This is a genomic window from Curtobacterium sp. 22159 (assembly GCF_052045775.1).
In the GTDB taxonomy this organism is placed as follows: Bacteria; Actinomycetota; Actinomycetes; order Actinomycetales; family Microbacteriaceae; genus Curtobacterium.
Genome location: NZ_JBQEPN010000005.1, coordinates 177,603 through 200,030, shown reverse-complemented (window position 1 = coordinate 200,030; position 22,428 = coordinate 177,603). Strand labels below are relative to the sequence as shown.

The 22,428-nt window shown below is 71.2% G+C and carries 23 protein-coding genes; 10 read left to right on the top strand and 13 right to left on the bottom strand.

All coding sequences use genetic code 11. The features are described 5' to 3' along the window. The 5 genes from ACTJKO_RS08175 to ACTJKO_RS08155 all read left to right on the top strand — a co-directional run. Positions 1 to 596, top strand: a 596-nt coding sequence (locus ACTJKO_RS08175; protein ID WP_440687521.1) for an amidohydrolase family protein, incomplete at its 5' end; no start/stop codon positions are given. 41 nt (positions 597 to 637) lie between these two features. Then, the gene (locus tag ACTJKO_RS08170) at positions 638 to 1,501 is read left to right on the top strand and encodes a fumarylacetoacetate hydrolase family protein (RefSeq protein WP_440687519.1); all 864 of its coding nucleotides are present in this window, start codon (positions 638 to 640) and stop codon (positions 1,499 to 1,501) included. After that, positions 1,501 to 2,277, top strand: a complete 777-nt coding sequence (locus tag ACTJKO_RS08165) for an SDR family NAD(P)-dependent oxidoreductase (protein ID WP_440687517.1) — start codon at positions 1,501 to 1,503, stop codon at positions 2,275 to 2,277. Before ACTJKO_RS08170 ends, ACTJKO_RS08165 begins: the two co-directional genes overlap by 1 nt. A gap of 85 nt (positions 2,278 to 2,362) precedes the next feature. Further along, positions 2,363 to 3,040 carry a FadR/GntR family transcriptional regulator gene (locus ACTJKO_RS08160; protein ID WP_440687515.1) on the top strand — a complete coding sequence of 226 codons (678 nt, stop codon included), beginning with the start codon at positions 2,363 to 2,365 and terminating at the stop codon, positions 3,038 to 3,040. A gap of 95 nt (positions 3,041 to 3,135) precedes the next feature. Beyond that, a complete protein-coding gene (locus ACTJKO_RS08155) occupies positions 3,136 to 3,414 on the top strand; it encodes a GlsB/YeaQ/YmgE family stress response membrane protein (RefSeq protein WP_440687513.1) in 279 nt (92 codons plus the stop codon). 85 nt (positions 3,415 to 3,499) lie between these two features. Here the strand turns inward: ACTJKO_RS08155 and ACTJKO_RS08150 are convergent, their stop codons facing one another. The 8 genes from ACTJKO_RS08150 to ACTJKO_RS08115 all read right to left on the bottom strand — a co-directional run bounded on the left by ACTJKO_RS08150 (position 3,500) and on the right by ACTJKO_RS08115 (position 11,757). Beyond that, a complete protein-coding gene (locus ACTJKO_RS08150; RefSeq protein WP_440687511.1) occupies positions 3,500 to 4,504 on the bottom strand; it encodes an aldo/keto reductase in 1,005 nt (334 codons plus the stop codon). Next, positions 4,501 to 4,827 (bottom strand): L-rhamnose mutarotase, encoded by a 327-nt coding sequence (locus ACTJKO_RS08145; protein WP_440687509.1) that lies wholly within the window; start codon positions 4,825 to 4,827, stop codon positions 4,501 to 4,503. The genes ACTJKO_RS08150 and ACTJKO_RS08145 overlap by 4 nt, the downstream gene beginning before the upstream one ends. Beyond that, complete coding sequence (locus tag ACTJKO_RS08140; protein ID WP_440687507.1) at positions 4,827 to 6,170, bottom strand: alpha-L-fucosidase; 1,344 nt, start codon at positions 6,168 to 6,170, stop codon at positions 4,827 to 4,829. Before ACTJKO_RS08140 ends, ACTJKO_RS08145 begins: the two co-directional genes overlap by 1 nt. Positions 6,171 to 6,230: 60 nt before the next feature. Continuing rightward, the gene (locus ACTJKO_RS08135) at positions 6,231 to 7,151 is read right to left on the bottom strand and encodes a carbohydrate ABC transporter permease (protein ID WP_440687505.1); all 921 of its coding nucleotides are present in this window, start codon (positions 7,149 to 7,151) and stop codon (positions 6,231 to 6,233) included. Next, positions 7,144 to 8,118, bottom strand: coding sequence for a carbohydrate ABC transporter permease (locus ACTJKO_RS08130; RefSeq protein WP_440687503.1), 975 nt, complete (start codon positions 8,116 to 8,118; stop codon positions 7,144 to 7,146). Before ACTJKO_RS08130 ends, ACTJKO_RS08135 begins: the two co-directional genes overlap by 8 nt. A 105-nt stretch (positions 8,119 to 8,223) precedes the next feature. Beyond that, a complete protein-coding gene (locus ACTJKO_RS08125; RefSeq protein WP_440687501.1) occupies positions 8,224 to 9,462 on the bottom strand; it encodes an ABC transporter substrate-binding protein in 1,239 nt (412 codons plus the stop codon). 51 nt (positions 9,463 to 9,513) lie between these two features. Then, positions 9,514 to 10,848, bottom strand: a complete 1,335-nt coding sequence (locus ACTJKO_RS08120; RefSeq protein ID WP_440687499.1) for an enolase C-terminal domain-like protein — start codon at positions 10,846 to 10,848, stop codon at positions 9,514 to 9,516. Between the two features lie 192 nt (positions 10,849 to 11,040). Continuing rightward, positions 11,041 to 11,757, bottom strand: a complete 717-nt coding sequence (locus tag ACTJKO_RS08115) for an alpha/beta fold hydrolase (RefSeq protein ID WP_440687497.1) — start codon at positions 11,755 to 11,757, stop codon at positions 11,041 to 11,043. Positions 11,758 to 11,828: 71 nt separating this feature from the next. Between ACTJKO_RS08115 and ACTJKO_RS08110 the strand changes: the two genes are divergently transcribed. Next, positions 11,829 to 12,182: a VOC family protein gene (locus tag ACTJKO_RS08110; protein WP_440687495.1), complete on the top strand. Its 354-nt coding sequence runs from the start codon at positions 11,829 to 11,831 to the stop codon at positions 12,180 to 12,182. 117 nt (positions 12,183 to 12,299) lie between these two features. Here the strand turns inward: ACTJKO_RS08110 and ACTJKO_RS08105 are convergent, their stop codons facing one another. Together ACTJKO_RS08105 and ACTJKO_RS08100 are read right to left on the bottom strand one after the other, a co-directional pair. Further along, positions 12,300 to 12,884: a TetR/AcrR family transcriptional regulator gene (locus ACTJKO_RS08105; protein ID WP_440687493.1), complete on the bottom strand. Its 585-nt coding sequence runs from the start codon at positions 12,882 to 12,884 to the stop codon at positions 12,300 to 12,302. A gap of 58 nt (positions 12,885 to 12,942) precedes the next feature. Then, positions 12,943 to 15,033, bottom strand: coding sequence for an MDR family MFS transporter (locus tag ACTJKO_RS08100; protein WP_440687624.1), 2,091 nt, complete (start codon positions 15,031 to 15,033; stop codon positions 12,943 to 12,945). 263 nt (positions 15,034 to 15,296) lie between these two features. Between ACTJKO_RS08100 and ACTJKO_RS08095 the strand changes: the two genes are divergently transcribed. Together ACTJKO_RS08095 and ACTJKO_RS08090 are read left to right on the top strand one after the other, a co-directional pair. Beyond that, complete coding sequence (locus ACTJKO_RS08095; protein ID WP_440687491.1) at positions 15,297 to 16,262, top strand: hypothetical protein; 966 nt, start codon at positions 15,297 to 15,299, stop codon at positions 16,260 to 16,262. A 39-nt stretch (positions 16,263 to 16,301) separates the two neighbouring features. Further along, the gene (locus tag ACTJKO_RS08090; protein WP_440687489.1) at positions 16,302 to 16,715 is read left to right on the top strand and encodes a hypothetical protein; all 414 of its coding nucleotides are present in this window, start codon (positions 16,302 to 16,304) and stop codon (positions 16,713 to 16,715) included. Between the two features lie 31 nt (positions 16,716 to 16,746). On the opposite strand, the gene nadE is transcribed toward ACTJKO_RS08090, so the two are convergent. The 3 genes from nadE to ACTJKO_RS08075 form a co-directional block, all read right to left on the bottom strand. Then, a complete protein-coding gene (gene nadE, locus ACTJKO_RS08085; RefSeq protein WP_440687487.1) occupies positions 16,747 to 17,574 on the bottom strand; it encodes an ammonia-dependent NAD(+) synthetase in 828 nt (275 codons plus the stop codon). 39 nt (positions 17,575 to 17,613) lie between these two features. Beyond that, positions 17,614 to 17,781, bottom strand: a complete 168-nt coding sequence (locus tag ACTJKO_RS08080; protein WP_440687485.1) for a hypothetical protein — start codon at positions 17,779 to 17,781, stop codon at positions 17,614 to 17,616. A 93-nt stretch (positions 17,782 to 17,874) separates the two neighbouring features. Continuing rightward, positions 17,875 to 19,938, bottom strand: coding sequence for a choice-of-anchor G family protein (locus ACTJKO_RS08075; RefSeq protein WP_440687483.1), 2,064 nt, complete (start codon positions 19,936 to 19,938; stop codon positions 17,875 to 17,877). Between the two features lie 411 nt (positions 19,939 to 20,349). Between ACTJKO_RS08075 and ACTJKO_RS08070 the strand changes: the two genes are divergently transcribed. After that, positions 20,350 to 20,793, top strand: a complete 444-nt coding sequence (locus ACTJKO_RS08070; RefSeq protein ID WP_440687481.1) for a MarR family winged helix-turn-helix transcriptional regulator — start codon at positions 20,350 to 20,352, stop codon at positions 20,791 to 20,793. A 152-nt stretch (positions 20,794 to 20,945) separates the two neighbouring features. Further along, positions 20,946 to 22,403 (top strand): MATE family efflux transporter, encoded by a 1,458-nt coding sequence (locus ACTJKO_RS08065; RefSeq protein ID WP_440687479.1) that lies wholly within the window; start codon positions 20,946 to 20,948, stop codon positions 22,401 to 22,403. Positions 22,404 to 22,428 lie beyond the last annotated feature (25 nt).

Genomic DNA, 22,428 nt, shown 5'->3' with positions numbered 1-22,428 from the left:
GCGGCAGCGCGAGCGGCGGCAGCGCGAGCGGCAGCCCCCGCCTGGTCGGGATCCGCCACCAGGCGCAGGACGAGCCCGACCCCGACTGGCTCGCCCGGGCCGAGGTCGCCCGCGGCGTGCGAGCCCTGGCCGATGCCGGGCTCGTGTTCGACCTGCTCGTCCGCGATCGGGAGCACCGCGCCGCCCTCACCCTCGTCGATGCCGTGCCCGAGGCGCCGTTCGTCCTCGACCACGCCGGCAAACCCGCCATCGCCGACGACTCGACCGAGGTCGCGGCCGCCTGGCGCTCCCGCATGCGCGACTTCGCCGCACGACCGAACGTGGTCTGCAAGGTCTCCGGACTGCTGACCGAGGGCGGCTCCTCGTGGCGGGACCGCCCCGTCGCGCGGTACGCCCGCGAGGTCGTCGAGCGGTTCGGCCCGGACCGCTCGCTGTTCGGCTCGGACTGGCCCGTGTCGACCCTGGCGACGGACTACGCGGACGTGCTCCGGACGACGGCGGACGCCCTGGCCGACCTCACGCCCGACGAGCGCGACGCGGTGTTCCGTCGCACGGCCGAGCGGGTCTACCTTGCCGACGCATCTCCTCAGACATAGGATGTTTCCGCTGCACCGGCGCAGCAGGAGAGCGAGGAACGATGCGGTTCGCACGACTCGGCCCGGCGGGAGACGAGATCCCGGTGGCCATCGACACCGACGGTGAGGTCCTGGACCTCCGGAGCATCACGAGCGATGTCAGCGGCCCCTTCCTGGCAGCAGACCCGGTCGGCACCGTGCGACGTGCCCGCGCAGCCGGCGACCTCTCGGTACTGCCGGGAGCGGACGAGCTGCGCCGCGGCGCCCCCGTCGCCCGCCCGGGCAAGGTCGTGTGCATCGGCCTGAACTACCGCGACCACGCCGCCGAGACCGGGGCCGACATCCCCACCGAGCCGATCGTGTTCATGAAGGACCCGTCGACGGTGATCGGCCCCGACGACGAGGTCCTGGTCCCCCGCGGCAGCACGAAGACGGACTGGGAGATCGAGCTCGCCGTCGTGATCGGCAGCACCGCGCGGTACTGCGGATCCGCAGAGGAGGCCGCGACGCACATCGCCGGCTACGCCATCGCGAACGACGTCTCGGAGCGCGAGTTCCAGCTCGAGCGCGGCGGTCAGTGGGACAAGGGCAAGTCGTGCGAGACGTTCAACCCCCTCGGACCGTGGCTCGTCACGCCGTCGGCGCTGCAGGACGACGGGCTCGACCCGACCGGCCTCGGCCTGCGGCTCAGCGTCAACGGCGAGGTCCGGCAGGACGGCACCACGGCGGACATGGTCTTCGGACCCGCCGAGATCGTCCGCTACCTGTCGCAGTTCATGGTCCTCCACCCCGGCGACGTGATCAGCACGGGCACCCCGGCCGGCGTCGCCCTCGCCGGACACGCTCCCTACCTGCGCCCGGGCGACGTCGTCGAGCTGGTGGCGGACGGTCTCGGATCGCAGCGCCAGACGATCGGGGCCGCGTGATGGCCGCCGCGAACGGCGCGAGCGCCGCGATCCGCGGCTCCCACGAGGGACTGCGCGCGATCGTCACCGGCGGGGCCTCCGGCATCGGTGCCGCGATCGTCACGGCGCTGCGGGACCGCGGCGCGACCGTGGCCGTGCTCGACCTCCGCCCCTCTGCCGACGACGTGTTCTCGGCCGCGTGCGACGTCGGCGACGACGAGTCGGTACGGGCAGCGGTGGCCGCCGCCGTGGAGCACCTCGGCGGCCTGGACGTCCTCGTCAACAACGCGGGCATCGGCGCCCAGGGCACCGTCGAGGACAACCCCGACGACGAGTGGCGTCGCGTGTACGAGGTGAACGTGCTCGGCGCCGTACGGCTCTCCCGCGCCTGCCTACCGCACCTCCGCGCCTCCGACGCGGCGAGCATCGTGAACACCTGCTCGATCGCCGCGACGGCGGGGCTGCCCCAGCGTGCGCTGTACTCGGCGACGAAGGGCGCGATCGCGGCACTCACCCGTGCCATGGCGGCCGACCACCTCCGCGAGGGCGTCCGCGTGAACGCGGTCAACCCCGGCACCGCAGACACCCCGTGGGTCGGCCGGTTGCTCTCGTCGGCCGACGACCCGGCCGCGGAACGGGCGGCCCTGGAGGCGCGCCAACCCCACGGACGCCTCGTCGCCCCCGAGGAGGTCGCGGAGGCCGTCGCCTACCTGACCAGTCCGCTCGCCCGCTCGACGACCGGCGTCGACCTGGCGGTCGACGGCGGCATGCAGGCGCTCCGGCTCCGGCCCGCCTGATGGGAGGTCCGGCGGGGACGGGAGGCGCGACTATGGTCGTCGTGTCCGCTCGCGTCCGCGGGCGGGTCGAGCAGGAGGTGGTGACGTGGCGTCGCTGACCGACGATGCGATCGCACGCATCCAGCAGATGATCGTGACCGGCGAGCTCCAACCCGGGCAGCGCCTCCCGCCCGAGAAGGAGCTCAGCGAGTCGCTGGGGCTGTCGCGGAACAGCCTCCGGGAAGCGGTGAAGGCCCTCGAGCTCATCCGCGTGCTCGACGTGCGGCGGGGCGACGGCACGTACGTGACGTCCCTCGAACCGGCGGTGCTGCTCGAGGCGGTGTCGTTCGTCGTCGACATGCACCACGACCGGTCCCTCATCGACCTGCTCGAGGTCCGGCGCATCCTGGAGCCGGCGTCCGCCGTCCTCGCGACCGCCCGCGCGTCCGAGCAGCAGATCGACGACCTCGCGACCCTCATGAACTCGGTGGGCGAGGACACCGGCGTCGAGGACCTCGTCGCCCACGACCTGCTGTTCCACTCGACGATCGCCGGGATCGGCGGCAACCAGTACCTGTCCGGGCTCCTCGACGCACTGTCCAGCAAGACCGTGCGGGTGCGGGTGTGGCGCGGACTCACGCAGAACGGCTCGGTGCAGCGCACGCTCGACGAGCACGCCGCGATCGTGGACGCGATCCGGCGCCGGGACCCACAGCTCGTGCAGGCCCTCGTGGTGTCGCACGTCGAGGGTGTCGAGCGCTGGCTCCGGCGGTCCCTCGACTGAACCTGAGCGACGGCTGAGGAAGGGCCGTGTTCACTCGGGCGTCGGTCGTGGCCCCGGCAATCCGCTGGACACGAGGACCCCACAAGGAGGACACCGTGCTCGGTCTCATCATCAGCCTGATCATCATCGGACTCATCGCCGGCGCGATCGCCCGGCTCGTCATCCCCGGCAAGCAGCACATGTCGATCCCGATGACGATCCTGCTCGGCATCATCGGCTCGTTCGTCGGAGGCTTCCTCGGCTTCCTGATCTTCCAGCACGACCCGATGGACGGCTTCTTCCAGCCCGCCGGCATCATCGGCTCGATCATCGGCGCCATCATCGTGCTCTTCATCTACACGCGCTTCACCGGCCGGAACGCCCGGACCCGCTGAGTCGCCCCTCGAACCACCCATCCGACATCGAACCAGGTCCCCGCCCTGGTTCGATGTCGGATTCGTGGTTCGACGGCCGGATGCCTCAGGCGTCGAGCAGGCCGGCCGCGCGCAGGTCGTCCCAGAGCGCCTCGGGCACGGCCGTCGCCGCCCGTTCGGCGTTCTGCCGGACCTGCTCCGCCGACTGCACGCCGAGTGCGATCGCCTGCACCGCGGCCGCCCGGCGCGGGAACGCGATCGCCGCCGACGGCAGCGTGACCCCGTGCCGTTCGCAGACGTCCGCGATCGCGTTCGCCCGGGCGACGAGCGACTCCGGGGCGGCCGCGTAGTCGTACGTGGCGCCCGCCGGAGGACGCGGGGCTCCGAGCAACCCGGAGTTGTACACCCCGACCGCGACGACGGCCACCCCCAGGGCAGCGCACCGGGCGACGAGTGCGGCGGCCGGCTGCTCGAGCAGCGTGTACCGCCCCGCGAGCATGATCACGTCGCACAATCCGGTCTCCACCGCGGCGGACAGCGCTGCGACCGAGTTCGAACCGACACCCACGGCTCGCACGACGCCCTCGTCGCGGAGCTCGGTGAGGGTCGGGAGCGCCTGCGTCAAGCCGTCCCGCAGCGAGTACACGTCCGGATCGTGCAGGTACGCGATGTCGACGTGGTCGAGTCCGAGCCGGTCGAGTGACTCGTCGAGCGACCGACGGACCCCGGACGGCGAGGGGTCCCACTGCCGGACGAGGTCGTCGGGGACCGCGAACCCGCCGGACTCGAGGTCGTCGCCGTCACCCCGCCCGGGCACGAGCAGGCGTCCGACCTTCGTGGACACCAGGTACGCGTCCCGGGGCCGTCCGGCGAGCGCCGCCCCCAGCCGTCGCTCGGACGACCCGAGGCCGTAGTGCGGCGCGGTGTCGAACCCGCGCACCCCGACGTCCCACGCCGCATCGACCGCTGCCCGGGCATCCTCGTCGGAGACCGGTCGCAGCAGGTTGCCGATGCCGGCTCCGCCGAACCAGAACGGCCCCCGGTCGAGGTCGAGGTCGAGGTCGCGGTCGCGGTCGACCGCGTCCGCGGCGGCTGCGTCATGGCCGCTCATGCGTCGACCTGCCCGGACAGGGACCACACGCGCGGCACCCCGTCGTCGGTCCCCGAGTAGTCGTCGTCCGCCTCCAGCAGCGGGTTGACGACGTCCTGCCACGCGGCGTTCACCGGGTCGTTGGCGAGCGCCCGGCGCATGGCCCGGTAGTCCTCGACCTCGATGAGGTGCAGGAGGTCCTGCCCGTCCCGCCAGATCGTCCAGTCGTGCACGCCGACCTCCCGCAAGTGTGCCGCGAGCTCGGCGGGGACCGAGGCGTGCACGCGTTCGTACTCCGCCTCGCTCCCCGCCCGGAGCCGGGTCCGCGAGAGGATCCGCTGCACTACCGGTCCTCCGCGGCGTCGTCGCGCAGGAAGAGCTCGACGACCGGCACCGCCACGTCCGGCCGGACGATCGGCAGGGTGAGCGTCAGCGTCCCGGCGGGCTGCCCGCCGAGCCCGGTGTTCTGCGCCCGGGTGCCCGGCGGGATCTCGCGGTGGTGGATCTCCGAGGCGTCGTTCAGCAGTTGGGCGTACTCGACACGACCGGCGAGGCCGGGCAGGTGCACGTGCTCGAACGGCCACGTGAAGAGGTGCAGGTAGAGCCGGTTCCCGCGCTGCGTGTAGACGGTGCCGGCCGGCGCGCGGAACTCCGAGGGCCCCGCGCCGTACACGGACCGGGCGTGCCGGTGCATCCACTCCCCGATGCCGGCGAGCGCCGACCGGGCGACACCGTCGAACTCGCCGCGACCGGTGGGCCCGACGTTGAGGAGCATGTTCCCGTTGTTCGACACCCCGTCGACCAGCATGCGGACGAGCAGGTCGACGCTCTTCACGTTGAGGTTGTCGCGGTCGTACCCCCACGAGCCGTTGAGGGTCTGGCACGCCTCCCACGGCACGCGGACGCCGTCCACCTCCATCGGCTTGTCGGGCTGGTACTGCTCCGGCGTGACGAGGTCGCCCGGGATGTCGAGCCGGTCGTTGACGATGATGCCGGGCTGCAGCCGCTTCGTCAGCGCCATGAGCTCCTCGGAGCCCCAGTCGTCACGGCCCTTGCCGCCCCAGATGTCCTCGTGGTCGTTGTCCCGGTACGAGAAGTCGTAGAAGAGGTAGTCGATGCGGCCGTACCCGGTGAGCAGTTCCTCCACCTGGCCGTGCAGGTACGCGCGGTACCGGGCCATGTCGCGGCCCTCGTTGAGCCGCGCGATCTCGGCCTCGCCGTCGTCCCGCCGCGGGTGCACCCCGTCGATGGTGAAGTCCGGGTGGTGCCAGTCGATGAGCGAGTGGTAGAAGCCGACACGCAGCCCCTCGGCGCGGACGGCGTCGACGAACTCGCGCACGATGTCGCGTCCGAAGCGGGTGTTCGTGGCCTTGTAGTCGGTGAGCGCGGAGTCCCACAGCGCGAAGCCCTCGTGGTGCTTCGTGGTGAGGACGACGTACTTCATGCCCGCCTCCCGTGCCCGCTTCGCCCAGTCGGCGGCGTCGAACAGGTCCGGGTCGAAGTGGTCGAAGTACTTCTGGTAGTCGGCGTCGGTGATCCGCTCGCGGTTCTTCACCCATTCGTGCCGAGCGGGCAGGGCGTACAGCCCCCAGTGGATGAACATGCCGAACCGGTCGTGGGTGAACCAGGCGGGCAGGCCCGACGGGTCGGTCGCGGTCTGCGGCTCTGCAGGTGCGGTGATGGTCATGTGGGCCAGTTTCCTTTCAGGGGGACGGACGGGAGGCGCGGCGCGCGCTGGCGATGTCGGCTACCGGCCGCCGAGACCGGAGGTGACGATGCCTCTGACGAGGTGCTTCTGGAGGAGGACGAGCAGGATCACGGTGGGCAGCATCGAGATCACCGACGCCGCCATCACGAGGTTCCACTCCGAACCCTGCTGCCCGAAGAACTGCTGCAGGCCGAGTGGGATGGTGCCGTGGGCCTCGACGTCGTTCACGACGACGAGCGGCCAGAGGAACGAGTTCCAGTAGGAGATGAACGAGAAGACCGCGAGGACGGCCATGGTCGGGCGGGCGAGCGGCAGCATCACGGAGAAGAACGTCCGGATCGCACCGGCTCCGTCGACGCGGGCGGCGTCGTCGAGCTCCTGCGGCACGGTGAGGAAGAACTGCCGGACGAGGAACGCGCCGAGCGCGGTGAACGCCCACGGGACGATGAGCGCCTGGAAGGTGTCGACCCACCCGAAGCCCTGCATCATCACGTACATCGGGATGACGAGGACGTCCTGCGGGATCATGAGCGTCACCAGGAACAGCATGAACACGGTGTTCCGGCCGCGCCACCGCAGGCGGGAGAACGCGTACCCGGAGAGCACGGCGACGGCGACGTTGATGGCCGTCCCAGCGGCCGCCACGAAGACTCCGTTGAGGATGAACCGGGCGAACGGCAGGTACGTGAACGCCTGCACGTAGTTGTCCCACTCGAGTGACCGGCCCCAGAGGGTCGGCGGCGTCGTGAACACCTGGTCCGCGGGCTTCAGGCTCGTCGCCACCATGTAGACGAGTGGAGAGACGAACAGCAGCGCCACGAGGCAGAGCAGCACGTAGCCGATCGCGTGCCGGACCCGACCGGGCCGCGGCGCCGACGCCGTCCGCGGCAGCGCCCGCGGGTTGACCGTCCGGTTCGAGGTGGTGAAGCCGTGCGTGCGGGTCCTCGTCAGCTCACTCATAGTGCACCCACCGCTTCTGGCCGAGGAACTGCACGGCCGTGATCCCCAGGATGATGACGAACAGCACCCACGCACCGGCGGACGCCAGGCCGAGCTGCTGGTTCTGGAAGCCCGTGTTGTAGATGTACTGCACGAGGGTCTCGGTCGCGGTGCCCGGGCCGCCCTTGGTGAGGACGAACGGCTGCACGAACACCTGGAACGACGTGATGAGGGTCATCATCGTCGCGAAGAACACGGACGGCGAGATGAGCGGGAACTTGATCGCCCAGAACGTCTGCCAGGCACCGGCGCCGTCGAGCTGCGCGGCCTCGAGCTGGTTCTCCGGAACGGCGTCGAGCGCGGCCGAGAAGATCAGCATGTTGTAGCCGAACCCCTGCCAGACGCTCATCGCGACGATGGCGAGCATCGCCCAGTGCTCGTCGGCGAGGAAGTTCGGCGCGTGCACGCCGACCGTCGACTGCAGTGAGGCGTCGATCGCGCCGCCCGGCTGGTAGAGCATCCGCCACACGACGACGTTGGCGACGATCGGCGTGATGGTCGGGATGAAGAACAGCACCCGGAAGACGTGCCGTCCGGCGATCCTCGGGGTCAACCAGGCCGCGAGGCCGAGCGACACGACGAGGTTGAGCGGCACGTACAGCACGACGAACAGCGCGGTGTTCAGCGTGACGGTGCGGAAGACCGGGTCGGCGAACAGCCGGGCGTAGTTCGCGATGCCCGCCCAGCTGCGCTCGCCGAGCATCGGCCAGTTCATGAAGCTGACGACGAGCGACGCGACGATCGGGAACGCGGTGAAGACGACGAGCCCGATGGAGTGCGGTGCGGCGAACGCGGCGCCCCACCACGAGCGGCGACCGAGCCCGCTGGCGTCACCGCCCCGCCGGCGCTGGGTGGCCGGGCCGGCCGCCACCGCGGCGGCGACCGCGGGGACGGCCGCTTCGGCCGGTGGGTCCTGGATGGTGGTCATGCGACGACCTCCTCGTCGTTCGCGCGGTCCTGGTGGGGTGGGGTCGGTCGGGAGGCGCGGGGCGGGGTCGACCCGCGCCTCCCCTCCGTCATCGGGTGGGCCTGGTCACTGCGTGCCGAGCTGGCCGGCGATCGAGGACATCGTGTCCTTGCCCGACGTCTGCCCGTTCACCGCCTGGAGCGCGTACTGCGTGAAGAGCTGCGAGAGCTGGTCGCTCTGCTTGTTCCCGATGAGCGGCGACGACTTCGCGAGGGCCGCCTTCAGCGCGGGTTCCGCTCCGTCGATGCCGGCGCTCGAGTACCACGCCGCCTGCGCCGCGGTGCGGCCGGGGAACGCGCGTCCCTGCTCGGCGAGCGACGTCAGGACCTTCTCGCTGGTCATCGTCTGGACGGCCTTGAACGCCTGCTCCGGGTACTTGCACTGCTTCGAGACCCCGAAGCCCGAGCCGGCGGCGAAGGTCGACGGGCCGGAGGTGCCGGACGGGAGCGTCGTGACGCCGAGGTCGAACTTCACCTTCGCCTTCTGGCTGATGAGCGACCACGGGCCGTCGGTGTACATCGCGACCTTGCCCGCGGCGAAGTCGTTGCCGGACGTGGACGAGTCCGAGGACGCGGGTGTGGCGTAGCCCTTCTCCACGAGCGAGGCGAGCCAGTCGAGACCCTGCGCGAACTTCGCGTTCGTCGCGTCCAGCTTGCCCCTGGAGGAGATGACGCGTCCGCCGTTGTAGCCGTACACCATCGATTCGAGGTTGAGGTCGGCCACCGTCGACCCGAACTCGGTGATGCCCTTGGCCTTGAGCGCGGCGCCCGCGGCCTCGAAGTCGTCGACGGTCCAGCCCGGCTTCGGCTCGGCCACGCCGGCCTGCTGGAACAGGTCCTTGTTGTAGAACATCATGATGGGCCCGGTGTCGTACGGCAGGCCGTAGAGCTTGCCGTCGACCTTCATCCCGTCGAGCGCGGTGCTGTCGAACGCGGAGAGGTCGGTCCCGTCCTTCTTCGCCAGGTCGTCGAGGGGGAGCAACGACGAGGTGTAGTTCGCGGCGCGCAGCGATTGCATGCTCACCACGCACTGGGCACCCCCGGCGCTCAACTGCGTGCTGAGCTTCGTGAAGTAGTTCTCGAACGGTGCGCCCTGGATCGTCAGGGTGATGCCGTCCTCGCTCTTCACGGTGTCGGCGACCTTCTGCCAGGCGGCCTTGTCCTCCTTCCCGGCGATCCACATGGACCAGGTCAGGGAGTCCTTCGACTGGCTCCCGCCGGCGCTGCTGCCGGAGGAACAACCGGTGAGCACCAGGGCCGCCGCGGCCGCAGCCGCCAGCCCTGCCATGAGTCGTCGTCGTTGCATCGGTGTCTCCACTTCGTCGTGGTGATCGGGTGAGGGGTGGTGTGGTGCGGTTCAGGCGACGCGGACGGCGTCGGGGATCGGCTCGTGCGAGGCGGCCCACACCGGACCGTCCGGGAACGAGTACGTTTCGAGGGAGTCGGCGAGCATCTCGGTGCCCGCTCCGGGAGCGGTCGGCGGCCAGTACCGGCCGCCGTGCACGTCGACGGGCGTCACGAAGTGCTCGTGCAGGTGGTCGACGAACTCGATGCACCGGGTGTCGAGGTCGCCGGACAGTGCCACGGCGTCGAACATCGACAGGTGCTGGACCGCCTCGCACAGCCCCACGCCGCCGGCGTGCGGGCAGACGCGGACGCCGTGCTTCGCGGCGAGCAGCAGGATCGCGAGGTTCTCGTTCACGCCGGCGACCCGGGTGGCGTCGATCTGCAGGACCGACATGGCCCGGGCCTGGATGAGCTGCTTCGCGATGACCCGGTTCGCCATGTGTTCGCCGGTCGCGACCGGGATCGGAGCGATGCGACGGGCGATCTCGGCGTGGGCGAGGACGTCGTCGGGACTCGTGGGCTCCTCCACCCAGGCGACGTCGAAGGGACGCAGCCGGTCGATCCACTCGACCGCCTCGTCGACGTCCCACCGCTGGTTCGCGTCGATGGCGATCCGGATGTCGGGGCCGACCGTCGCGCGGGCGATGCCCATGCGCCGGACGTCCTCGTCGAGGTCGCCCCCCACCTTGAGCTTGATCTGTGCGAACCCGTCGTCGACGGCCTCGCGGCAGAGCCGGGCGAGCTTGTCGTCGTCGTACCCGAGCCAGCCGGGGGTGGTCGTGTACGCCGGGTAGCCCTGGCGTTGCAGGCGCCCTCGGCGTTCGGCGCGGCGCGGTTCGGCGGCCCGGAGGAGTTCGAGCGCCTCCGCGGGCGTGATCGCGTCCGACAGGTACCGGAAGTCGACGAGGTCGACGAGCTCCTCGGGCGACAGGTCCGACAGCAGCGCCCAGAGCGGCTGGCCGGCCCGCTTCGCCCGGAGGTCCCAGAGCGCGTTCACCACCGCGCCGATCGCCATGTGCATGACGCCCTTCTCCGGGCCGAGCCAGCGGAGCTGCGAATCGTGCACGAGGCTGCGCCAGGTGCCGCCCATGTCGGCGAGGACCGCTTCGGTGTCGGCACCGACGACGTGCTCCCGGAGCGCGGCGATCGCCGCTTCCTGCACCTCGTTGCCGCGACCGATCGTGAAGACGAACGCCGCGCCGACCAGCCCGTCGTGGGCGTCGGTGTCGATCTCGACGTACGCGGCCGAGTAGTCCGGCGCCGGGTTCATGGCGTCCGAACCGTCGTGGTCCCGTGAGGTCGGGAACCGGACGTCGCGTACGCGCAGACCGGTGATGCGGCTCATCGTGTCTCCTGCCCGTCCGGTCTCCGTCGACCGAACGAGGCAATCGAAACATCGGATGTCTTTCCTGTCAAGGGCACGCTGCGTCTCATTTTGGTCACTGAGCGCAGCCAGTGGTCCGATGACTTTGCGCCAGATCGCAGAAAGCGCGCACCGCCGACCGGGTCGACGTGTGCGGCGCGCGTCCGCGTCAGCTCAGCCGAACACCTCGGGCAGGGCTGCGATGAACTCGTCGAAGTGGCTGTACCAGACCGCGTGTGCGGCCCCGGCGATGCTCCGTACCTGGACACCGGCGTCGCGCAACTCCGCCGCAGCTGCGCCGTCGACGTACTGACTCGGATCGGCCCGGACGACGATCGATCCCGGGCGTGGGGCCCAGTGTCCGCCGGAGCCCGCGGCGAACCCCGCAGCCGTCACCGGATCGAACCGATCGGCCGCACGCGCCTCGACCTGGCAGTCGCGCTCGGAGTAGTGCGGTCTCGTCGCGCGGAGCACAGCGTACGTGCGCTGCGTCCGTTCCTGCTCGTACTCGGCCTGCACCTCGTCCCGGTCCCACCCGCCACGCGCCGAGAACGGCCCATCGACGAAGACGGTGCGCTCGGGGTCGAGCCGCCCCGACGCAACCGCAGCAGCGAGGACCAGTCCGCCGAAGGAGTGGCCGATCGCGACTGCGGGGCGTGTGGCCGACTCGACTGCGAGCGTGTCCGTGACGACGGCCGCGACGTCCTCGACGCTGAGCGCCGGATGCCGGGGGGAGAGGCCGTGGCCTGGCAGGTCGAGAGCGATGACGCGGAGCCCGCGACCCGTCAGCAACGGCGTGATCCGCCACCAGCTCTCCGCCGACCCCATCATCCCGTGCAGCAGCACAGCCGTGCGTGGTCCCGAGCCCTGGATCTCGTGGTGCAGTCGCATCGGGCCATCGAAGCACGCATCAGCGTCCCGACGACCGGAACAGCGTCCACGGCGCCGTGGTTGTCGTCCGCATGGACGAAGCCCTTCCGAACATCGTCGCCGTGCTGGCTCGTGTCCCGGTGGACAGCATCGACGCGTCGCTCCCGCTGTACCGGCAGTTGGCGGGCACGGAGGAGGTCCGAGCGTTCGAGTTCGGGACCGTCCGGTTGGCATGGGTGGGGGTCTTCCTCCTGCTGGAGGGCGCGGATGCGGCGACTCGATCGCGTGCCGCGACGATCATCGTCCGGGACGTCGAGCTGATCGCGTCGACCGTGCAGACGGGCGGAGGGGAACTGCTGGAAGGCCCGATGTCCGGACCGAACGGCCGGCGCTTGATCGCCCGCCACGCCGATGGGAACGTCCTCGAGTACATCGAACAACGGTGAACCGGCGGCAGCCGGTCCTGTGCGTCGGGACCGGCGACGACGGCTGGAGCCGTCGACGAGCCGGAGGCGCGGTGCGGGTCGGACCCGTCCCGCGCCTCCCGTGGCGGATCGCGTCGGTCAGGACGCGGCGAGCCTGCCCATCTCAGCGACCACACTGCGGAGCCGGTCCGCGAGCTCGTCGCGGGACCCGACGGTGAAGCGGTGCGCAGCCTCGATCACGGCGGCCATCACCAGCGTGACGGCCGTGCGGGCCGAGTCGGCGTCGGTGCGCTCCGCAGCGACCTCGACGACGGCGAGGCGGGCGTCCGCAGTCCACTGGAGCATCGTCGGCACCATCTCCGGCCGAGCCTGCACGAGCGCCTTCATCCGTGCGCGGTCCTCGGGCAGGGTGACCGTGTGCGCGACGAGGTCGCAGAGGTCCGACACGAGCGGTCCGTCGGCTGCGCGGAACGCCTCGCGCGCGGCGGTCGGGACGGTCGTCGCGGGCAGACCGAGCGCGGCGTTGCCCTTCGACGGGAAGTAGTTGAAGAACGTGCGGGGCGAGACCCCGGCGTCGGCGCAGATCTCCTCGACCGTGACGCCGGCGAGCCCGCGCTCGGTGACGAGGTCGAGCGCGGCCTGGTGGATCGCGGTCCGGGTCTGCTGCTTCTTGCGCTCCCGCAGGCCACTGTCGCCGGTCACGGGTGCTTCGGTGGTGGTCACGTGCTGCTCCTGGTGCGGGTCGGGGCCTCCCACCGGGCGGTGGGAGGCCCCGATCGGCCTAGCGGTCCGCCGCGTCCCGCTGGACGGGGATGGAACCGGTGACGGGAGCCGTGGGCGAACCCATGGTGTCGGCGGCACGGACCGCCTGGACCTCGAGGTCGTCCGCCGTCTGCTCCTTGTCGGCCTGCTCCTGCAAGGCCGAGCTCTTGCGGAGCGGCGGCGCCTTGAAGAACCAGCTCAGGACGAAGGCGAGCAGGATCACCGCGAAGCCGACCCAGTAGACCGTGACGGCCGAGGAGTTGAACCCGGTCATGAACGGCCGCGTGAGCGCCTTGTCCGCACCGTTCAGGTACGAGGTGTCGCTCGTCTCCGAGCTGTTGCTCGAGCTCCCCTTGTCCGCCTGCTTCGCGATGGTCTTCGACAGCTGCGGCGCGAGCTGGTCCACCCAGTAGGAGCGCTGCGAGGCGTTCGACCAGTCGACGCTCACGGTGCCGTCGGACTGCGCCGTGGCGTGCGCCTTGTCCGCGACCGCGGCGAGCGCCTGCTGCTCGGCGGCCGGCGTGGCGGCGGCGACCTGCTGGTCGATGACGGTCTGGGCGGCGGCGGCCGGGATCGTGCCGGCGGCGACGCGCTGCTGCACCTGGGCGGTGACCTGCTGCGTGACGGCGGCCTGCGCGGCCTGCTTGGCCTGGACGGCGGCGTCGTCGAGCTTCGCCTGGACGTTCTTCTCGATCGGGTCGACGATCGGGTTCCAGATCTGGTCCATGACGCCCTGGTTCGCCTTCGCGGAGGCGACCGTCGGGTTGAGCGCGGCGTCCAGCGCACCGGTGAGGTTCTTCTCGTCAGCGGTGGCGTGGAGGATGTTCGTCGGCATGATCGAGAACAGGACCGACAGGAGCACCGCGGTGCCGAGCGTTCCGCCGATCTGGCGGAAGAACGTCGCCGAGCTCGTCGCCACGCCCATGTCCCGCGGCTGCACGGAGTTCTGCGAAGCGAGCGTGATGCTCTGCATGAGCTGACCGAGCCCGAGGCCGATCAGGAACATGCCGATCATGAGGAACCACAGCGGCTTGTCGATGGTCATGAACGTCAGGACGACGTAGCCGACCGAGACGAGCGCGGTGCCGATCACCGGGAAGATCCGGTACTTGCCCGTGCGGGCGACGATCTGGCCGGACGCGATCGAGGCGATCATGAGGCCGCCGATCATCGGCAGCGTGGCGAAGCCGGACTCGGTCGGCGTCAGCCCCGTGACGATCTGGAGGTACAGCGGGATGGTCAGCATGGCGCCGAACATCGCGAACCCGACGAGGAAGCCGAGGATCGTGGCCATCGAGAAGACGCCGGAGCGGAAGAGCTTCAGCGGGATGATCGCGTCGTCCTTCATGAGCGTCTCGATGACGAGGAAGGCGACGAGACCGAGCGCACCCACGACGTAGCACGCGATCGCGCCGGCGGAGCCCCAGCCCCAGGTCCGGCCCTGCTCGGCGACGAGGAGCAGCGGCACGAGCGTCACGATGACCGACGTGGCGCCCCACCAGTCGATGCGCGGCTTCGCCTTGGCGTCACCGAACTTCGGCAGGTGCAGGAACGCGATGACCATGATGAGCGCGCCGATGCCGATCGGGACGTTGATCAGGAAGACCCAGCGCCAGCCCGTGACCCAGAGGATCTGGTCCGCGCCGGAGAACAGACCGCCGATGAGCGGGCCGATGACGCTCGAGATGCCGAACACGGCGAGGAAGTAGCCCTGGTACTTGGCGCGCTCGCGGGGGGCGAGGATGTCACCCATGATCGCGAGGGGCAGCGACATGAGCGCACCGGCGCCGATGCCCTGGAAGCCGCGGAACGCCGCGAGCATGATCATCGAGGTCGACATCGTCGAGAGCAGCGAGCCGAGGATGAACACGGCGATGCCGAAGATGTACAGCGGACGGCGACCGAAGACGTCGGACAGCTTCCCGTAGATCGGCGTGGTGATGGTGCTCGCGATGAGGTAGGCGGTCGTGACCCAGGCCTGCTGGTCGAGCCCGTGCAGGTCGTCACCGATCGTGCGGATCGCGGTGCCGACGATCGTCTGGTCGAGGGACGACAGGAACATGCCGGCCATGAGGCCGTAGATGACGAGGAGGATCTGGCGGTGCGACATGATCGGCTTCCCCGGCTGGGCGGCCGGTGAGCTCTGTCGCCCGCGCTGCACCTCGACGGGAGCGGTGGCAGTAGACAATGCGGGTCCTTCAGGATGCGTGTGGTGGCTGGTCTGGAGGCAAGGGACGCCGGAGCGTGTGGCGGGCCGATGACGGCGGGTCAACCTTGCAGGCGGTGCAACTTTACACCACGAGCACCTTTGCCGCCAGCGCAAAGTTGCCCACCCTGCACGTTCGTGAACGCACTCACAGGTAGCGTGTGCGCATGGGACGGACGACGTGGACCGATGTGCCGGACGACCTGCGCAGCCGGATCGCTGCGCTGCTCGGCGGGACCGTGACGACCGCGACCTCGCAGCCCGGCGGCTACTCCCCGGGAGGGGCCGACCGTGTCGTCACCTCGACCGGGTGCCGCGCGTTCGTGAAGACGCTCGCACGCTCGCGCAACGCGGACGGCTTCGGGATGCACGAGCGCGAGGCACGGGTGATGGCGTCCTTGCCCGAGACCGTCCGGGCTCCGCGTCTCCTCGACGTGCTGCACGACACGGTCGACGGCGACGACTGGATCGCCCTCGTGCTCGAGGACGTCGACGGACGGCACCCCGGTGGAACCCTCGACGGCGCGGACGTCCCCGCCGTGCTCGACGCCCTCGACACCCTGCCCGTCGCCGCGGGGCCGCTGCTCGACCTCCCCCGGGTCGCCGAGGACCTCGCGGCCGACTTCACGGCGTGGGACCGCATGGTCGAGGACGGCCTGCCCGGGGTCGTCCCGGACGCCGTGCGCGCCGCCGCACCCGACCTCGCCCGTGCTGCTGCGGACGCCGCCACGGCCGTCGAGGGTGAGCACCTGGTGCACGTGGACTGCCGCGCCGACAACCTGCTCGTCGACGCCGACGGGCTCGTCTGGGTGGTCGACTGGCCGTGGGCCTCGATCGGCGCACACTGGCTCGACCCGCTGACGTACCTGCTCGACGCCCTCGTCCGTGGTGAGGACGTCGACGTCGACCACCACCTCGCCACGCACCCGGTGTTCGCCGGGCTGTCGGCGACGTCGGTCGATGCCGTGCTCGCAGGACTCGCCGGGATGTTCTTCGAGCGAGCAGCGCGGCCCGCCGTCCCGCACATGCCGACGCTGCGCGACTTCCAGCGCCGCGAGGCCCTGGCCGCAGCGGACTGGGTGCTCCGCCGCTGGGGTGCCGCGAGCACGGCGGCCGACCGGGTACCCCGGTGATCCAGGAAGCGCGGCACCCCGGAGCGTACGGTCCCTCTCATGACTGACGAGCACGACAGCCCGCGTCCCGAAGACGACGCCGCGCGCCTCGGACTCGTCGTCGTCGGCGAGGCGGCAGCGCTGCACTCGGGCGACGATGCGGCCCTGGACGCCAGCGAACAGAACATCATCGACACCATCGACGACCTCGTCGACGAACCGCTGACCGACCGGCAGGAGCAGGTGGTCCAACGCCTCGCCTCGGCCGGTGGGACCCTGACGGCCGGCCTCAGCGGAGCCCTCGCGGCACGGTCCGGCCGGAGCGTGGACGACGTGCTCGAGGGTGCGGCGCGGAGCGTGCTCTGGCAGCAGCGGCTGGCGGACGGCGACGGGGACGCGGGCGGTCAGCAGCGCGAGGACGCCGGCGGTCAGCAGCGCGACCGTCGGGACGACGACGGGCGCGACGAGGACTGACCCGAGAGGCGCGGGGCGGCGCCGTCAGCGCCTACGCGCCGACACGCCACCAGTCGTCGAAGGGCGTCGCCGGTACCTGCCGCTTGTGCTCCGTCGCCCGGTACCGGGACTCGATCGCCTCAGCGACCTCGACCGGGACGTCGTGCCCCTGCAGGTAGGCGTCGATCTCGGCGTAGGTGAGACCGAGGTTGGCCTCGTCCGTCTGGCCGGGGAGCTCGTCGAGCAGGTCCGCAGTCGGGGCCTTCTCGTAGAGGCGGGCCGGGGCACCGAGGTGCTCGAGGACCTGCCGCCCCTGGCTCTTCGTCAGACCGGTGAGCGGCGTGAGGTCCACTCCCCCGTCGCCGTACTTCGTGAAGAACCCGGTGACGGCCTCGGCCGCGTGGTCGGTGCCGACGACGAGCAGACCGCGCTGCCCGGCGACGGCGTACTGGGCGACCATCCGCATGCGGGCCTTCACGTTGCCCTTCACGAAGTCGCTGAGCTCGACGCCCGACGCGGCCGTGTCCTGCACGACCCCGTCCACGCCGTGCTCGATGTTCACGGTGATGCCCGGGCCGGCACCGATGAACTGCAGTGCGAGCTGGGCGTCGTCCTCGTCGGCCTGCACGCGGTAGGGCATGCGGACCGTGGTGAACTCGGCGGCGTGCCCCTCGGTGCGGAGCGACTCGACGGCCAGCTGGGTCAGACGCCCGGCGAGGGTGGAGTCCTGCCCGCCGCTGACGGCGAGGAGGTACCCGTTGGCACCCGTGGTGAGGAGGTAGTCGCGCAGGAACGCGACGCGACGCGCGACCTCCTGCTCCGGGTCGATGGTCGGCTGGACGTCGAGGTCCGCTGCGATGGCGGCTTGGAGTTCACGCACGACCCCAGTATCCCGCCGGAACGGCTCCGTGCACACAGTTCACCGTGCGCGTTCCGCGACTGCCGGACGGATCGTGTTGTCGTGGTCGGCCCCGATGGCACAGGTGCAGACGACCCCGATGGTCTCCCCGCCCCGGGTCAGCCGGAAGCGTTCGACGTGCGGGGGTCCGATCCGGCGGTCGAGCGGATGGGTGTCGTGGTCGTGCACGGGCTGTCCTCGGGAACGGTCGGGTCGGGATGGGACACGGCGACGCGGGCGCCGGGGAGGCGGGCGCCGACGTCTGCCGGCGCCCGCCCTTCGTCAGCCCTGTCGCACGCGCCGCGCCACGAGGGTGCCGCCACCGGCCGCGAGGAGCAGTCCGGCGAGGACCAGCAGCGGCAGGACGTCGGCGCCGGTGAAGGCGAGGGTTCCCGTACCCCCTCCGGTACCTCCAGCACCACCGACACCGCCCGTGCCGTCAGCTCCCGGCGCCCCCGGCGCCCCGGGAGTGCCCGGCGTGCCCGGGTCCGTGGGGCCGACGGGGGCGGCAGCGACCGCGAACGCCACGGTGTCCGGGTCGCTCACGAGGGTGCCGATCGTCTCGACGGCCTCGGCCTCGTGGTCACCGACGGCGACCCCGGGGAACGTGACCGTCCACGTCCCGTCGCCGTCCGCCACGGTCGACTGCGTGGTGCTCTCGTCGCCGTCGAGCGTGACGTCCACCGTGGCGCCCGGCTCAGCGGTGCCGGTGACGGGGACGTCGGTGGTGTCGTCGTCCGACGGGACCGCGTAGTCCGTGCCGTCCTCGGGCGAGGTGATCACGACCCCGGCGAACGGGTCGGCCTGCACGGTCGCGGTCGCCAGGTCGACGGTGGCCAGGTCGGCCCCCGGCAGGAGCTGCAGCCGGACGGCGCGGACGGTCGTCGCGCCGGTGTCGTCGGCGCTCGGTTCGGTGAAGGCCGGCGACGTCTGCGAGTTGATCGTGATCGAGACCAGCTGGTTCACGACACCGAGCAGGGGGTCGAGCGCGGTGACGGTGCCGGTCACGGTGGTGAGGAGCGTCTGCACGACCCCGCTGACGAAGTCGTCGCCGAGCACGCCGCCCACGATGCCGGTGAGCGCGGGGACGATCGTCGAGCCCAGGAGCGGCTGGAGCAGCGGGTCCAGGGTGCCGAGCACCGGGCCGAGGAGCCCGTCGCCGGTCACCGTGAGGGTGGCCCCACCGCCGGTGCCCAGCAGGTCACCGATCGTGGTGTCGGTCGTGAGGGTCAGGCCCGCGACGTCCGTGCCGAGCAGGTCGACCCCGGTGTCGACGACGAGCCGGACGTCGGCGGCGTCGAGGGCGTTCGTGAGGGTACTGGTCAGGAGCGCGGGCAGCTGCTCGGTGAGGATGTCGGAGATCGCACCGGTGACCTGGGCGTTGATCGTGTCGCCGGTGAGCAGCGTCGTGTTCGCCGGCAGGTCGTTGAGCGTGTACAGCTGACCGAGGTCGATCGTGACCACCCCGGAGGACAGGTCGATCGTGACCGGCCCGTCGGTGAGCGACTGCTGCGTGACGGTGGAGAGCGCCCCCTGCAGGTCGACGTCCGTGGTGAGCTGCGCGGTCGTCCCGTCCAGCGTCAGGGCTCCGAGCCCGAGGGTGTTCACCGCCGTGGTCACCGGGTCGAGCAGGGACGCGGTGAGGTCCGTCGTCAGCCCGTCGGCGCCGAGCGCGGTGTTGAGCGTGTCGTCGGTGGCTCCGAGCGTCGAGTCGAGCTGCGCGACGAGCTGCTGCACGGCGGGGCTGACCAACCGGACCTGGGCACCGGCGACCTGGTAGTCCGTGCTGACGTCCGCGCCGTCGAAGGTCCGGTCCGCCGACGCCCGGGCGGACAGGGCGCCGAGACCGACGGAGGCGTCGCTCACCACCCCGTCGACGTCGAGGTCACCGAGGAGCGGGGCGAGGTTCACGGTGGCGCCCGCACCGGGGGTCGCCGGCCCGACCTGGATCGCACCGTCGGCACCGACTGCGCCTGCGGCGGCGACCGCGGACCGGGTGTCGGTCCGGGCGACCTGGCCGGCGACGCCGACGTTCACGAGGCCGTTCTGCCCGAGCAGCTGGATGCCGCCGGGGACGTTGATCCCGATGCCGTTCAACACCGAGAGGTCGAGCGGGTCCGACGTGCCGCCGACCGGTCCGCCGGGAGCGGTGGCCCCGAAGGAGCCGGCGAGCGCCGCGACGTCGTCGAGGTCGACGGTGCCGCTCCCGGCGATGAGCCGACCCTCGGCCTGCGTCACGTCGGACGCGGCCGCGTGGACCGGGAGGGCAGCGCCCCCGATGATGACGGCCGCGACGGTGGCCGTGGCGCCCGCGCGGAGCGCGAAGCGTGTTGCAGTGCGTGGCATGGTGCCTCTTCCTCCGGCGGAGGTCCCTCCGCCGCTGATCCATCCCCCGGCTGTGACGGGGGATCCGACGGGTCCGCTGGTGAGGCGGCCCCGGAGTCACGTGTGCGCGTCGTGCTGCGCGCGGGCGCGGCTATCCGGCTCGACCACCTCCGCCGGGGTGGGAGGCGGGAGCCACGGCCCGCACGGACGGGCGCATCGATCGCGCGCACACGCTTCGTGCTCGGGCCATGTCCTGATCCTCCCGGGTCGGCCCGGCATCGGCGCCGGGCTGAGGATGCGCGGCTGGTGAGACCGCGTTCCTGAGCAATCTACAAGGACTGCCGCCGGTGCTGGCGATACCCCCGTTCGGGGTGTACGCGAGCCACAGTTCGAACGTTGACAGTTAGACCTCGAACGGTTAGCGTTCTGAGCATGACGCAGCAGGCTCCCGCGATGGACACCCCCCTCCAGCTCATGCGGTGGATCGGGTGGGCACAGCGCAAGGCGGCCGAGGAGTGGGTCCGCGAACGCGACCTCAGCCAGGAGCAGAGCTTCGTGCTCGGGTACCTGCAGCGTTCACCCGGCGCGATCCAGCGTGACATCGCTGCGATCACGCGGACGAGTGCCGCGAGCGTCTCGAGCCTGCTGCAGGGGCTCGAGCGACGCGGACTCGTCGAACGTCGTGCGGACGACGGGAACGCCCGCACGAAACGCGTCTTCGCCACCGACGAGGGGATCGCCCTCATCGCCGGGTTCGAGGACGCGACGATCGCCCTCGACGACGTCCTGCTCGCCCCGCTGGACGCCGACGAACGGGCAACGCTGCAGGCCCTCCTGCAGAAGGTGACCGCCGAACTGCCGGCACCGACCCGCTAGCCCACACCGCGCCTCCCGGACCACTCGGGACGGCCCGCTCCACGCGACCGCACCCGCCGGCCGCGCCATCAGCCCTGCCGTGCCGGCGACCGCCGGCGCGATGCCCGCTGCCCGGAACCGGGCAGCGGAGCCCTGCCCTCGAGGAGGCACCCATGAGCACCGCCACCGAACCAGCCGCGACCGAACCATCCACCACCGGCACCGCCGCGGCGAAGAACCGCTGGTACCTGTCCGCCGCCCCCATCGGCCGCGCCCTCGTGCACCTCTGCGTGCCGATGGCCGCCGCGATGGTCGTCAGCGCCGTCTACAACGTGATCAACGCCGGGTTCATCGGCTCGCAGCACGACACGTCCCTGCTCGCCGCGATCACCTTCGGCACACCGCTCCTCGGCATCATCATGGCGGTCGGCGGCGTCTTCGGGGTCGGCGGGAGCGCCCTCATGTCCCGCATGCTCGGGGCCTCCGAGCACGACCCCGCGAAGGCCGAGGACATCAAGCGCGTCGCGTCCTTCGCGCTGTGGGGAGCGGTCGTCACGGGCGCCGTCCTCGCCGTGGTCGGCCTGGTGTTCCTCCGGCCCCTCGTCGCGGTGCTCGGAGCCGACGCCGCAGCCGCCCCGGCCACCAGTGCGTACGTGGCCGTCATGCTCGCGTTCGTCCCGGTGCTCGCCGCCGCCTTCGCCCTCGAACAGATCGTCCGGTCCGAGGGAGCCGCCCGACAGGCCATGGTCGGGCTGATCCTGTCGACCCTCGGCAACCTCGTCTTCGACGTGCTGTTCATCCTGGTGCTGCACTGGGGCGTCGCGGGTGCCGCACTGGCGATCGGCCTCGGCAACCTCGTGTCGATCGGCTACTGGATCGTCTGGTTGCAGCGGAACAGTGAGAACGTCAGCTTCGCGCCGCGGTGGTTCACGCTCCGTCGGGACATCCTCAAGGACGTGTTCGGCATCGGCGCCGGAGAGCTGCTCCAGTCCGGGTTCCTCATCGTCACGACGCTCGTCCTCAACAACCTCGCCGCCGGGTACGGCGACGACCCACTGGCCGCGATGGGGGTCGCCGTCCGCATCGCCCAGGTGCCGGAGTTCCTGGTCATGGGCGTGACCATCGGGGTCCTGCCCCTGCTCGCCTACGCCTTCGGCAAGGGCGACGCCGCTCGGCTCCGATCGGCCCTCCGCGGCGCGGCACTCACCGTCGGGACGATCGTCCTGCTGTTCTCCGGCACGGTGTTCGTCTTCCGCGAGCAGGTGTTCACGATCTTCTCGGGCGACCACTCGGTCCTCGCGATCGGCCTGACCATCCTCACCGCGCAGCTCGTCGCGACCATCGTGAACGGGTTCACGGGCCTGCTCACGTCACTGTTCCAGGCGACGGGCATGGTGACGCCGGCCATGGTGCTGTCGATGGCGCAGGGCGTGCTGTTCATCCCCATCGTCATCGTCGAGAACCTGTGGTTCGGACTCGCCGGGATCATCTGGGCGCTCACCGTCACCGAGGTGCTCGTGTTCGTCGCGGCCCTGGTGCTCTGGGCGCTGTCCCGTGGCCGGATCGCACGGGGGCTGGCCGAGGGGTCGCCGGAACGCGCCGAGGCCGCGCTGGAGGAAGCCGCCGCCTGACGCGACACGTCGGGTTCGGGAGGCG